General features: G+C 67.4%; 13 protein-coding genes and 1 riboswitch. Of the genes, 5 read left to right on the top strand and 8 right to left on the bottom strand.

Annotation, left to right across the window (positions count from 1 at the left end):
* Positions 1 to 104: 104 nt before the first annotated feature.
* The 3 genes from ACWF4Z_RS15450 to ACWF4Z_RS15440 form a co-directional block, all read right to left on the bottom strand.
* Positions 105 to 299, bottom strand: a complete 195-nt coding sequence (locus ACWF4Z_RS15450) for a DUF3073 domain-containing protein (RefSeq protein ID WP_452243681.1) — start codon at positions 297 to 299, stop codon at positions 105 to 107.
* A gap of 238 nt (positions 300 to 537) precedes the next feature.
* Complete coding sequence (locus ACWF4Z_RS15445) at positions 538 to 1344, bottom strand: ABC transporter permease (protein WP_452243680.1); 807 nt, start codon at positions 1342 to 1344, stop codon at positions 538 to 540.
* Positions 1345 to 1372: 28 nt separating this feature from the next.
* Positions 1373 to 2263, bottom strand: a complete 891-nt coding sequence (locus tag ACWF4Z_RS15440) for an ABC transporter ATP-binding protein (protein WP_452243679.1) — start codon at positions 2261 to 2263, stop codon at positions 1373 to 1375.
* 143 nt (positions 2264 to 2406) lie between these two features.
* On the opposite strand from ACWF4Z_RS15440, the gene ACWF4Z_RS15435 reads away from it, so the two are divergent.
* Together ACWF4Z_RS15435 and ACWF4Z_RS15430 are read left to right on the top strand one after the other, a co-directional pair.
* Entirely contained in the window at positions 2407 to 3633 is a 1227-nt protein-coding gene (locus tag ACWF4Z_RS15435) for a sensor histidine kinase (protein WP_452243678.1), read from the top strand.
* Positions 3630 to 4286, top strand: coding sequence for a response regulator (locus tag ACWF4Z_RS15430; RefSeq protein ID WP_452243677.1), 657 nt, complete (start codon positions 3630 to 3632; stop codon positions 4284 to 4286). The genes ACWF4Z_RS15435 and ACWF4Z_RS15430 overlap by 4 nt, the downstream gene beginning before the upstream one ends.
* 144 nt (positions 4287 to 4430) lie before the next feature.
* Here the strand turns inward: ACWF4Z_RS15430 and ACWF4Z_RS15425 are convergent, their stop codons facing one another.
* Entirely contained in the window at positions 4431 to 5297 is an 867-nt protein-coding gene (locus ACWF4Z_RS15425; RefSeq protein WP_452243676.1) for a C40 family peptidase, read from the bottom strand.
* Positions 5297 to 5464, bottom strand: a riboswitch (cyclic di-AMP (ydaO/yuaA leader). Its footprint overlaps the gene before it by 1 nt.
* A gap of 305 nt (positions 5465 to 5769) precedes the next feature.
* Complete coding sequence (locus tag ACWF4Z_RS15420) at positions 5770 to 6732, bottom strand: pyridoxal-phosphate dependent enzyme (protein ID WP_452243675.1); 963 nt, start codon at positions 6730 to 6732, stop codon at positions 5770 to 5772.
* A gap of 110 nt (positions 6733 to 6842) precedes the next feature.
* On the opposite strand from ACWF4Z_RS15420, the gene ACWF4Z_RS15415 reads away from it, so the two are divergent.
* Positions 6843 to 7205: a YciI family protein gene (locus tag ACWF4Z_RS15415; protein WP_452243674.1), complete on the top strand. Its 363-nt coding sequence runs from the start codon at positions 6843 to 6845 to the stop codon at positions 7203 to 7205.
* A 52-nt stretch (positions 7206 to 7257) separates the two neighbouring features.
* On the opposite strand, the gene ACWF4Z_RS15410 is transcribed toward ACWF4Z_RS15415, so the two are convergent.
* Genes ACWF4Z_RS15410 through ACWF4Z_RS15400 form a run of 3 tightly spaced genes read right to left on the bottom strand, consistent with a single transcriptional unit; the run spans position 7258 to position 8779 of the window.
* Positions 7258 to 7443, bottom strand: a complete 186-nt coding sequence (locus ACWF4Z_RS15410) for a YegP family protein (protein ID WP_452243673.1) — start codon at positions 7441 to 7443, stop codon at positions 7258 to 7260.
* Between the two features lie 51 nt (positions 7444 to 7494).
* Positions 7495 to 8088 carry a GNAT family N-acetyltransferase gene (locus ACWF4Z_RS15405; protein WP_452243672.1) on the bottom strand — a complete coding sequence of 198 codons (594 nt, stop codon included), beginning with the start codon at positions 8086 to 8088 and terminating at the stop codon, positions 7495 to 7497.
* Between the two features lie 28 nt (positions 8089 to 8116).
* On the bottom strand, positions 8117 to 8779 hold the full coding sequence (locus ACWF4Z_RS15400) for a TetR/AcrR family transcriptional regulator C-terminal domain-containing protein (protein WP_452243671.1): 663 nt from the start codon (positions 8777 to 8779) through the stop codon (positions 8117 to 8119).
* 107 nt (positions 8780 to 8886) lie between these two features.
* On the opposite strand from ACWF4Z_RS15400, the gene ACWF4Z_RS15395 reads away from it, so the two are divergent.
* Positions 8887 to 10311 carry an MFS transporter gene (locus tag ACWF4Z_RS15395; protein WP_452243670.1) on the top strand — a complete coding sequence of 475 codons (1425 nt, stop codon included), beginning with the start codon at positions 8887 to 8889 and terminating at the stop codon, positions 10309 to 10311.
* Between the two features lie 97 nt (positions 10312 to 10408).
* Entirely contained in the window at positions 10409 to 12016 is a 1608-nt protein-coding gene (locus ACWF4Z_RS15390; protein ID WP_452243669.1) for an alpha/beta fold hydrolase, read from the top strand.
* The last annotated feature ends 10 nt before the right edge of the window (positions 12017 to 12026 follow it).

The raw sequence follows: 12026 nt of genomic DNA, 5'->3' as shown, positions 1-12026 counted from the left end.
CAGGCTTCAGTGCCTCGGTGGTGCTGGTGTATGAAGCTCGTCGGGCGCACGGTGAACTGCTCAGGCACTCCGGAGGAGCGCTGAGCAGTCAGCCGAGCTGTTGCTTACCGACGGGGGTGATAGTCGTCGGCGTCGTATTCGTCGCCGTCGTCGTCGCCGTTCGCAGAAGCGGTGCCACCCTGCGGCTCACCAGATCCGGACAGCTCTTTCTTGAGCTGGTCCAAGTCGGTGTCCCAGGTGCGGTACTTCAGGTCGCGTGCGACCTTCGTCTGCTTGGCCTTTGCACGGCCGCGCCCCATAGCGTCGACCCCCTCGCACAAGTCAACCGGGTACGCAGCGTGGCGCCCACGGATCAGTCGTCAGTAATCGTGGTTAAAGGATACCCGCAGCGGGGGATCGACACACGCACCGGCCCCCTGGCTGGTACGTCGCAAGCCCCGGACGCCGTGCCGGAAAGGGCAGAAGACGCGCCGGTGGGGTGAACCGGTCCCCTCAAACCGGCTCACCCCACCGCGTCCAGGCCCCGCCGGGTCAGGGTTACTTGACCTCGCGACGTGAGCTTGCCCACAGTCCGACGATGGTCGGAAGGACGATCCAGACCCCGACCGCGGTCAGCGTCTCGGGCACCATCCCGTGCAGATCGCGCTCGGCGATCCGGCCCAGCGCGCCGAACACGTCCAGGTAGTTCGCGTTGTCCTTGAACAGCGCCGGGCCGGCCAGCGACCAGGCGGTCGGGGCGATGAAGAAGACCAGGATCGCGACCGCGGTCTGGGCGATGACCGCACCGAAGGCGGCACCCATGATGACGTTCAGCGCGACCGACAGGTACGCGCCGGCCACCTGGCCACCGAGGCCGGTGTACGACGAGGTCTGGTCGGTGAAAGCTCCACCCAGCGCGGTGGCGCCGAGGGCGAGCAGAATAACTCCGGTCATCACCACAGCGCTCAGGACGACCGCGGAGACGAACTTGGCCAGCTGGACCCGGATCCGGCGCGGCGACAGCGTGAACGTGGTCAGCGCGGTCCGCTGGGTCCACTCGCTCGTCATCGCCATCACGCCGATGACCGGCAGGATCAGCATCGTGCCTGCCGAGGCAGCGGCCAGGACGTTGTCGAAGGTGGCCGGGCCCCCGTCGAGGTGGGTGAGCTGCCAGGTGATCGCGGCGAGCCCGATCAGCAGGATCGCGGCGATCAGGACGCGGCCGCTGCGGGTGTCGACGGACTTGCGCAGTTCGACGGCGACGAGTTTGAGGAAGGACTGCCCGCGGGCGGGCGGTAAGGCGGTCGCCACCTCGGCCCGGTGCTTGGCCGGTGCGGTCGGCGCGACGTCAGTGACGGTGGTCATGGTGATGGTCTCCCAGCGATAGGTGTGATCAGGCCGCAGCGGCGGTCGGGGTGGAGGTCAGCTGGAAGAAGAGGTCCTCCAGGCCGGCGCCGTCGCTCTGGCGCAGTTCGATCAGGATCTGGCCGACGGCCGCAGCGGCGCGCCCGACCTGCTCGGCGGTGGCATCGACGCGCAGCGAGCCGTCGGCGAGCGGTTCGAGGTTCAGGCCGGCCGCGGTCAGGGCCTGGTTCAGGCCGATCGGGTCGAGACCGCGGACGAGCGTTCCGCTCCCGGCCAGCAACTCCTCCAGCGAGCCGTCGGCGACGATCCGGCCGCCGCCGATGACGACCAGCCGGTCGACGGTCGCCTGGACCTCGCCGAGCAGGTGGCTGGACAGGATCACGGTGCCGCCGCGCGCTGCGAAGTCGTGCAGCAGGCCGCGCATCCAGCGGATGCCCTCGGGGTCCATGCCGTTGGCAGGCTCGTCGAGGATCAGTACGGCGGGGTCGCCGAGCAGGGCGGCAGCGATACCGAGCCGCTGCCGCATACCGAGCGAGTACTGACCGACCCGGCGCTTGGCGGCGGCGGTGAGCCCGACGGCTTCCAGCATCTCGTCGGCGCGGCCCTTCGGCACACCGAGCAGGCTGGCGTTCAGCTGCAGCGTCTCGCGGCCGGTGCGGCCCGGGTGCTGCGCGGCGGCGTCCAGCATCACTCCGACCACGCGGCCCGGGTTCGGCAGGTCGACGTACCGCTTGCCGGTGATGGTAGAGCTCCCCGAGGTCGGCGGGGTGAGCCCGGTCAGCATCCGCAGCGTGGTCGACTTGCCGGCGCCGTTCGGGCCGAGGAAGCCGGTGATGCTGCCTGGCTGGACGGTGAAGGACACGTCCTGGACGGCCGTGGTGCCGCCGTACCGCTTGGTCAGATTCTCGACTGTGATCATGTCAACGAGTCAACCGCCGTCGACCCCTCCGGCACATCGACCGACCGGCTGCTCCTACCCCCTACGAAAGTCGTCCGGGATCAGCCCTGAACCCACCCGGAAGGTGGACGTGATCGGGTACACCGTCCAACTACGCTGGCGGAATGGGACAGTTGCGGACGTGGCACGCGTGGTGGGTCAGGCACGCCCCACGCATGCGCGACTTCCTGTACATGGCATTCAGCCTGCTCACGTCGGTCCTCCAGGCGACGACTGGTAACAGCTGGGGACCCAAGGACTGGTACGAGCTGGGTATCGGCGTGGTCGCGTCGGTCGCACTGCTGTGGCGCCGGCGGTTCCCGGTCACCGTCACCGTCATCGCGATCATTGCGCTGCTCACCGGCCAGATCTTCATTCCGATGGGACTGGCCCTACTGACCCTGGCGATCCGCCGCCGCGATCTGGTCCTGCTCGGCCTGAGCATCGCCGCGCTCATCGCGTTCGTCGTCAACACGCTGGCCACCGGCGGCCAGTTCTGGGTGACCGTCTTCACTGCACCGTTCCTGGTGGGAACGTGGATCGCGATCGGCGCGTACATCGGGGCCCGCCGGGACCTGATGGTGTCACTCCGGGACCGGGCCGAGCGGGCCGAGGCCGAGCGCGAGCTGCGCAGTGAGCAGGCCCGGCTGGGCGAGCGGGCCCGGATTGCTCAGGAGATGCACGACGTACTCGCGCACAAGGTCTCGCTGATCGCATTGCACGCGGGAGGCCTCGAGGTGAACCCGACCGTGGGTCCGGACAAGGTCGAAGGGTCGGCCCGGCTGATCCGCGAGACCGCGCGGCAGGCGATGGAGGACTTGCGCGAGGTCCTCGGCGTACTGCGTTCCGACGTCAGTGTGGACGGAGCCGACCTGGCTCCCGTGCCTCAGGCCGCGGACCTCGAGAGACTGGTTGCGGCTTCGCGGGCGGCCGGAGTCGGAGTGACCGGCGAGTTCACGCTGCCGGACGACGTACCGGTGTCTGTGGGGCGGACTGTCTACCGCGTGGTCCAGGAGTCGCTGACGAACGTGCACAAGCACGCACGGGGTGCGTCGACCGATGTGTACGTGCATGGAGCCCCGGGTGCGGGTGTGACGGTCCGGGTGACGAACGTCCGACCGGTGGCTGCTGATTCACTGCTCCCAGGCGCGGGCGCCGGACTGGTCGGGTTGCGCGAGCGAGTGCAGTTGGTCGGTGGTCGACTGACGACCGGGCGGACGTTGGAAGGTGGCTGGCAGGTGGAAGCCTGGCTGCCCTGGCCGGACAACAACCGCCAGAACGCCGTTCCTGTCGCGGGACCTCTCTCTGGGCCAGTCTCTGGGCCAGTCTCTGTTGATGAAGGGGAACGATGACGCGGCTGCTGATCGTGGACGACGAGGCGCTGGTACGCGCGGGGCTCAAAATGATCCTCGAGTCCGACGACGACCTGCAGGTGGTCGCGGAGGCCGACGACGGTGCCGACGCGGCGGCCAAGGTGAAGGAGTACCAGCCGGACGTCGTCCTGATGGACATCCGGATGCCACGACTGGACGGACTGGCCGCCACCCGCGAGGTGCAGGCCCTGCCGGATCCGCCCAAGATCGTCGTACTGACGACGTTCGATCTGGACGACTACGTGTTTCGCGCGCTGCAGGCCGGTGCGAGTGGCTTTCTTCTGAAGGACACGCCGCCGCGGGAGCTCGTGCAGGCGGTCAAGGTCGTGGCGGCCGGCGACGCGATGCTGTCGCCGGCGGTGACCCGGCGGCTGATCGGACACTTCGCCGCGGACCCGCGCACGGATCGGCGGCGGGTCGCGCAGGAACGGATCAGCAAGCTGACCGAGCGGGAGCGGGAGGTCCTGGTCGAGGTCGGCCGCGGCCTGCAGAACTCCGACATCGGCAAGACGCTGTTCATGAGCGAGGCGACGGTGAAGGCGCACGTGTCCCGGGCGCTGGTGAAGCTCGGCGCCACCAACCGGGTCCAGGTCGCGATCCTGGCCTACGAAGCCGGCCTGCTGGACGGCTGAGGCGGACATGAGAAACCGGCCCGGGGCCGTCGGAGGGGTGGGGGACGACGGCCCGGGCCGGTTTCGGGGTCAGCGTTCCCGGGGGGAGAGGACGCTGACAAACCGGCGCGCCATGGGACGGGCGCTCACCGGCAGGAGGTGAACTCAGACGCGGCCGAAGGCCACGCTGCTGGTCCAGATCTTCGCCTTCGCGACCGGAGCACCCGGACGCGACGCGTGCCACAGCAGGTTCCCGCCGGCGTAGATGCCGACGTGGTACACGCCGCCTCCACCGCTCTTGAAGAAGACGAGGTCTCCCGGCTTCGCGGCGCTGCGGGTGATGTGCTTGGTGGCGCTGTACTGCTGACGCGACGTACGCGGCAGCTTCTTACCGGCGACCTTGTAGACGTAACCGGTGTACCCGGAGCAGTCGAAGCCACGGGTGGTCGTGCCGCCGTAGCGGTACGGGGTGCCCTTGAGCTTCGCGGCTTCCTTCAGAACCCGGGCGCGGAAGGTGCCGGTGCTGGCGCCGCTGCTACCGCTGCTGACGCTGCCCTTGCCGTAGAGCACCTTGTGCTTGGCGGCCCAGGTGAGCCGACCCCAGGTGTTGCGGTCCATGTAGCCGGTGGACTTGAGACCCCAGGAGGCCTGGAACTTCTTCAGCACCCGGACGGTGCTGTTGCCGAAGTAGCCGTCCGGCCCCAGGTGCAGAGCCTTCTGGACGTACTTCACCGTCGGGCCGGAGTCCCGGAACCGGAGCAACGGCCGGCTCGCGACACCCGTGTGGCCGCGCAGCTGCGCCGCGGTCATCGTGGTGGCCGAAGCGGTCGCCGGCGTCGTGGTCACGCTGAGGGCGGCTCCACCGCCGACGGCGAGGCCGACCGACAGGACGGCTGCCGCGGCCCGCGGGGCCGACGGCTTGCTGATCTTGCGGTGCTTACCCAGGGTCCGGCCGGTGGGCCGGACGGTACTGGACTCGCTGGAATGGCTGACGGCGCGCGAAAGCGACGTCCGCCGGGCAGTGACGGGCATGGTTGTCTCCCGACGCCTGCGAGGTTAGCTGTCGGGTTCGGGCTGGGATTCATAGCCCGGTCCGCTCCCGCGGACTTCACCCCAGGGTTTCGACCACTCACGGTCGAGACCCAACCTCCTGGGTCCCCCACCCCTGCCAATGTTTTCGAGGGGAGCACGTGGGCCTGGCAGGGCTCGGCGTTGACCCGCGTGCGGTTCGTGTTGATTACCGAACCGCCGACGACTGTATAACAGAACGATCACGACGCAAACCCTCAGATCCACAGACACCCTCCTAAAAGGCTCTGAAGGGCTCTCTGACGGGTCAACGAGCCTGGGTGAACACCAGGTGTCCTGAGCGCGTCTGAGCGTGCCGCAGGCTTGAAATGAGGCCCGCAATGTGACCTCGGTCACACTTGATCGTGGCTGTCTGTGACAACGAGCACAGTGTGTACTCAGGGCGCCCTCAAGGTGCCCTGAAGTCCTTGTGGATTCAGGCTTTTTCGAGCAAGGCCCGGAACCGGTCCAGACCGACGTTCCCGCCCGACAACACCACTCCGACGCGCTCCGGCAGCCCATGGATCCGCCCGGCCAGCAATGCGGCCAAGGCACACGCGCCGCTCGGCTCGAGGACGATCTTCAGCCGCTCGAACGCGAACGCCATCGCGGCCACGATCTCGTCGTCGCTGACCAGCTCGACCGCGTCCATCAGCCGCCGGTTCACCGCGAAGGTCAGCTCACCGGGTGACGAGATCGCCTGCCCGTCGGCGATCGTCCGGGGTACGGCGATCTCCACCCGCTCGCCCGCTGCCAGCGAGCGAGCATGGTCGTCCCCAGCGGCCGGCTCGACGCCGATCATCCGAATCCCCGGCGCCAGCATCGTCGCGGCGGTCGCGCAGCCGGCCATCAGCCCGCCGCCTCCGACCGGGACCAGCAGTGCACCGAGGTGGCCGACCTCCTCGATCAGCTCGAGTGCAACCGTCCCCTGCCCGGCCATGACGTCGTAGTGGTCGTACGGCGGTATCAGCGTGAGGCCCTGCTCGGTCGCCAGTTCTTCGGCCAGCGCGGCCCGGTCCTGCGTGTAGCGGTCGTAGTTGACGACTTCAGCGCCGTACCCGCGGGTGGCGGCGAGTTTCGTCGGCGGTGCGTCGATAGGCATCAGGATGACCGCCTTGGTCCCGGCGATCCGGGCGGCCAGGGCGACGGCCTGGGCGTGATTACCGGATGAGTACGCGGCGACGCCGTACCGGAGTTGTTCCGGGCTCAGTCGGCTGATCGCGTTGAACGCGCCGCGGAACTTGAAGGCGCCGATGCGCTGCAGGTTCTCGGCCTTGAGGAACACCTGGGCACCGACCCGCTCGTCCAGGGTCCTCGACGTGAGTACCGGCGTACGGTGGGCGACCCCGGCGATGCGCTCGGCGGCGGCCCGGACATCTGTGAGACTCAGCTCGGCCATGGAGGGACGCTATCTGCTCTTGCGTTCGCATGATGTCAAGAAGCGGCGGACTGCTCCGTACTGATGATCGAGAGGCACCCACACCGGGGGCCGCGGCTGAAGGAGACACCGTGAACTACCTACTGGTCCTGAACATCAACCCCGACGTGCTGGCCGCGCTGACCGAGGAGGAGCAGCAGGCGATCGGAGCGGGGCACCAGAAATTCATGGACACGATCAAGGCGTCGGGCGAATTCCACAGCACGGTCGCGCTGACCGAGCCGGCCAAGAGCGCGGTGGTCAAGGTCCGCAACGGCGTACCGGCCGTGACCGACGGGCCGTTCGTGGAGTCGAAAGAGTTCCTGGGCGGGTTCTATCTCATCGACGTGGCGAGCGCGGAGCGTGCCTACGAACTGGCCGCGATGATCCCGGACGCCGGGATCGAGGGCCTCGGTGTCGAGGTCCGTGGGGTCGTGTTCGCCGACGGGCTCTAGACGTCACAAGGGGTTCTCCACGGTGTGGAGAACCCCTTGTTTTGTTGAGCTTTCAGGATGTCTGGTCGTCGACGTTCGCGTCGGCGGCGTTCTTCTTGATCGACTCGATGCCGTTGAGGGCCGCGGACTTGGTCTTGTAGCTCTCACTGCTGGTCGCGATGATCTCGCCGTTCCCGGCCTTCAGCCGGAAGCGGAACTCGCCCGACTTGTCCTCGTACAGTTCGAACTTCCCCGCCATCGGTATACCTCCACCTGGATTGGTATCACTGCGTTTCGGAGCGTAGCGCCGTCAGCCCGCCGGGACCTCACGCACCACGCCGGGCGGGCCGGACCAGCCGGGCCACGGACCTGGCGGAGGGCTGTCGCCGTCGGGCCGCTCCTCTTCCACCGTCTTGTACGGCGTCATGCCGCGCGCCTCGTAGTTCTTGAGTGCCGCCGGCCCGTCGAAGGTGTTCGTGTTCACCCAGACCCTGGTGATCGGGTCGACGTCGTCATGCCGCTCGTGCAGAGTCCAGGCGTTCCGCAGGCCGACCGTGAGGAGATGACCGCCGATTCCGCGGCCGAAGAAGGCACGGAGGAGTCCGAAGTTCTCGATCTCGACCTCGTCGCCGACGCCGCGGATAGCGACGTACCCGGCCGGTATACCGCCGACCCAGGGGACGTAGGTCTCGAAGCCCGGTCGGCTCAGCCACTCGACCCACTGGTCCCAGTTCCACCCGAGTTTGCCGAACCAGTGCCAGTGCCCGCCGACAGCGGTATAGAGGTAGCGGGCGAACTCCGGTGCGACCTCCTCGACCCGACGCACCTCGACCGGCTGCTCACGCGCCGGCACCAGCTCGTCCGGACTGTTCTGTTGCAGGTAGGTCATGACGCTGACTGCCAAGGACTGCTCCCTACTACTTGAGTACGCCTTACTTGAGTACGCCGCGGATGCCGGCGACCGTCATCTCGATCCCCAAGGAGTAGTAGCGCTCCCTGTCGTCCGTGCAGATCAATGCGTCCGCGGCAGCGGTGACCAGCGGATACTTCCGCGGCGGCAAAGCGGCCAGAGACGCGCGCTTGCGCCGCAGTGAATCCTCACGCGCGATCGGGTCATTCACCTCGCGTGCGACCGGATCCGTGGTGACCAGGGCGATCAGCGCGCAGAACGCCTGCCGGCCGACCTGGGCGGCGTCGTTGACGGAGAACCCGCCCGCGGTCAGCAACTCCAGGGCCCGCTCGGACAGGTCCAGCCCCGGCTCGGCGATCAGGATGCGAGTGAGCGTGAGGTCCGCCAGCCGCGGGTGGGCGCGGAGCGCGGTCACGAAGGCGGTCAGCAGGGTCTGCAGTTGCTTGTCCCACGCCTCGTCGCTCGGCTCGGGCAGGACGACGTCCGACAACATCCGGTCGCCGACAGCGGCGAGCAGGTCGTCCTTGTCCTTGAAATGCCGGTACAGCGCCATCGGGGTGACGCCGTGCAGCGTGGCCAGTCGCCGCAGTGTCACGGCGGCCGGTCCTTCGTCGTCGGCGATCTTCAGCGCGGTGTCGACGACCTTCTCCGGATCGAGCCGCGGGGCGGGTTCTTTGCTGGTCACGTTGACAAGTTTACACCGTAGACCTACTGTCTACTATGTAAGCTTACGGCGTATACATACAGTGCATACATACAGCGTAGACACACTCTCTTCTCGGTGAGGTAGACATGCGACGCAGTCCTTGGGCCACCCTGGCGGTGCTGGCTCTCGCGCAATTCATCGTGGTGCTCGACGTGACGATCGTGAACGTCGCGTTGCCCCACATCCAGGCGGATCTCAACTTCTCCGCCGACTCCCTGCAATGGGTGATCAACGCCTACACCCTGCTCTTCGGCGGCTTCCTGCTGCTCGGTGGACGGATGGCCGACCTGCTCGGGCCGCGCCGGGTGTTCGTCGGCGGGCTGTTGCTCTTCGGCGTGACCTCGCTGATCGCCGGACTGTCGAGTTCACCTGAGTTCCTGATCGGTGCCCGGGCAGTGCAGGGCCTTGGTGGCGCACTCTTGTCACCTGCCGCGCTGGCGATCCTGACGACGACGTTCGCGCATGGCCGCGAGCGGAACATCGCAATGGGCGTCTGGGGTGGTCTCGCCGGGCTCGGCGGGACACTCGGTGTCGTGGCCGGCGGCGTGCTGGTCGATTCACTCAGCTGGCAATGGGTCTTCTTCGTCAACGTGCCGATCGTGCTCGCGCTGGTCGCCGTGGTCCCCGTGTTCGTTCGCGACGTACGGCATGCCACTGGACCTCGGACGTTCGACACCCTGGGTGCTGTGCTCGGCACGGCCGGCCTGATGGCAGTGGTGTACGGCGTGGTGCGGTCCGAGCCGTCCGGGTGGGGATCGGCCGAGGTCATCGGCGTACTGGTTGCCGGAGTGGCTCTGCTGAGCGCATTCGTGGTCGTGGAGAGGCGGTCCCCGGCTCCGCTGGTGCCGATGCGGCTGTTCAAGTCGCGTGCGTTGAGCGTGTCCGGCGCATCGCTCGGTCTGAACGGTGCCGGCTTCCTGTCCATGTTCTTCCTGACTGCTATCTACCTGCAGCAGGTCCGTGGTGACAGTGCGCTCGAGGCTGGAGTCCACTTCCTGCCGATGGGTGGTGCGGCCATCGTTGGGGCCGTGCTCGCCGCTCAGCTCGTGCAGCGCCTCGGCACTCGCACAGTCCAGCTCGGTGGCGCCGTACTGAGCGTTGTCGGTCTGCTCCTGCTCTCACAGGCGGACGCCACCGGCAGCTACGTGTCACAGCTTCTCCCTGGGCTGATCATCTTCGGACTCGGCATCATCGGGGTCGGCGTGCCCGGCCAGATCAACGCGGTCTCCGAGGTCCGGCCTGCTGAGGCCGGCGCCGCATCCGGCGTGGTGAACGCGATGTACCAGGTGGGCGGCGCACTGGGCCTGGCCATCGTCACCACTGTCTCTATCTCTCACACCACCAGCGAGCTGACCCACGGTGCCACCCAGCAGGCAGCACTCCAGTCCGGCTTCGAACGCGGCCTCCTGGTCGCAGCGCTCTTCTCCGTGGCCAACGTCCTCCTGACCCTGGTCACTCCCCAGTTCCAGCCCACCCCGGAGCAGTTGGCCGAGGCAACAGCAGCCGCATGATTTCCCGTGTGAGCGCCACGCCGACCGCGTGGCGCTCACGCAGGTCCTTGTCTCCCACCGCGTGCAGGTTCAGGATGACGGCGGAAGGGGAGGGTGCATGAGAATTCGTCGATTGGTAGTTGCCGCAACAATTTCGTCCGCGTTGGTTGCCGGGGTGGTTTCGGTACCGCTCGCGACCGCCGCGCCGTCGAAGCCGGCCCAAGCGAGTTACACACCGCCGCCTGTGCAGTGGGGCGCGTGCAGCATTCCACGCTTGGTGACCGCGGGAGCACAGTGTGGTTACGTCGTTGTGCCGCTCGATTACGACCATCCGAACGGGACGAAGATCCAGCTCGCGGTGTCGCGCGTCAAGCACAAGACACCCGATGCGCAGGCGCAGGGGCCGATGCTGGTGAATCCAGGGGGGCCGGGCGGGTCAGGTCTGATCTACGCGATCTTCGGAGACTTCGTGCCGCATGGCGCCGGTGACTCCTACGACTGGATCGGATTCGATCCACGGGGTGTCGGTGCGAGCAAGCCCGCGCTGAGCTGCATCCCTGACTACGCCGGCTACAACCGTCCGTTCTACGTGCCGGTCACGCCGAAGATCGAGCAGACCTGGCTCAAGCGTTCCAAGGCCTACGCGAAGGCTTGCGACGCCGACCAGCATGCACTGCTCGGCCACCTCAAGACCATCGACTCGGCGCGCGACATGGAGAGCATCCGCAAGGCTCTCGGCGCACCGCAGATCAACTACTACGGATTCTCGTACGGCACCTACCTCGGTCAGGTGTACGGGACGCTGTACCCGAGCAAGCTGCGGCGCGTCGTCTTCGACGGCGTCGTGGACGCCCGCCGAGTCTGGTACGCCGCCAACCTCGACCAGGACGTCGCCTTCAACAAGAGCATCAAGGTGTACTTCGCGTACGTCGCCGCCCACGACTCGACCTGGCATCTCGGCAAGACCGAGGCCGCGGTCGAGCAGCGCTACTACTCCGAGATGTACAAGCTCATCCGCCACCCGGCCGCCGGCAAGATCGGGCCGGACGAGTGGAATGACATCTTCACGCAGGCGGCCTACTACGTGTACGGCTGGGTCGATGTGGCCAACGCGTTCGCCGCATGGGTGCACGACAAGGACGCCGCGCCGCTGGTCGACCTGTACGGCGGCCCGCCGTTCGAGGACAACGGGTTCGCCATGTACCTCGCTGTCACGTGTACCGACGCCAAGATGCCGACCAACTGGAACGTGTGGCGGCGCGACAACTGGCGTACGTACGCGAAGGCGCCGTTCCTGACCTGGAACAACGCCTGGTTCAACGCACCCTGCGTCTACTGGCCCGCGAAGGCCGGCAAGCCGGTCAAGATCGACGGCAGCAAGGTGAAGAGCCTGTTGATGATCAACGAGACCCTCGACCCGGCAACGCCGTACTCGGGTGCAATCCAGACCCGCAAGACGTTCCCGAACTCCGTCCTGATCGAGGGTGTCGGCGGGACCACGCACGCGGGCTCGCTGTCGGGTGTCACGTGTACTGACGACCGCATCGCGGCGTACCTGGAAACGGGCGCACTCCCTGCCCGCAAGGCCGGCAACCGCTCAGACGTCCAGTGCGATCCCGTCCCAGCACCAGAGCCGGAAGCCGCGACCGCTGCGGCGACAGCCAAGTCCTCTACTACAGCGGGCACTCTCGCGCTGCGTAGAAGTTTGGCTGCACCGATCAGATAGTGCGTCGGGA

Source organism: Kribbella sp. NPDC055071, from assembly GCF_053608045.1.
This window is presented reverse-complemented; position numbering and strand designations above follow the sequence as displayed.

Bases quoted from the DNA above. Each gene is read 5' to 3' on its own strand.
- ACWF4Z_RS15450 (WP_452243681.1), bottom strand. From the start codon at position 299: ATGGGGCGCGGCCGTGCAAAGGCCAAGCAGACGAAGGTCGCACGCGAC.
- ACWF4Z_RS15445 (WP_452243680.1), bottom strand. From the start codon at position 1,344: ATGACCACCGTCACTGACGTCGCGCCGACCGCACCGGCCAAGCACCGG.
- ACWF4Z_RS15440 (WP_452243679.1), bottom strand. From the start codon at position 2,263: ATGATCACAGTCGAGAATCTGACCAAGCGGTACGGCGGCACCACGGCC.
- ACWF4Z_RS15435 (WP_452243678.1), top strand. From the start codon at position 2,407: ATGGGACAGTTGCGGACGTGGCACGCGTGGTGGGTCAGGCACGCCCCA.
- ACWF4Z_RS15430 (WP_452243677.1), top strand. From the start codon at position 3,630: ATGACGCGGCTGCTGATCGTGGACGACGAGGCGCTGGTACGCGCGGGG.
- ACWF4Z_RS15425 (WP_452243676.1), bottom strand. From the start codon at position 5,297: ATGCCCGTCACTGCCCGGCGGACGTCGCTTTCGCGCGCCGTCAGCCAT.
- ACWF4Z_RS15420 (WP_452243675.1), bottom strand. From the start codon at position 6,732: ATGGCCGAGCTGAGTCTCACAGATGTCCGGGCCGCCGCCGAGCGCATC.
- ACWF4Z_RS15410 (WP_452243673.1), bottom strand. From the start codon at position 7,443: ATGGCGGGGAAGTTCGAACTGTACGAGGACAAGTCGGGCGAGTTCCGC.
- ACWF4Z_RS15395 (WP_452243670.1), top strand. From the start codon at position 8,887: ATGCGACGCAGTCCTTGGGCCACCCTGGCGGTGCTGGCTCTCGCGCAA.
- ACWF4Z_RS15390 (WP_452243669.1), top strand. From the start codon at position 10,409: ATGAGAATTCGTCGATTGGTAGTTGCCGCAACAATTTCGTCCGCGTTG.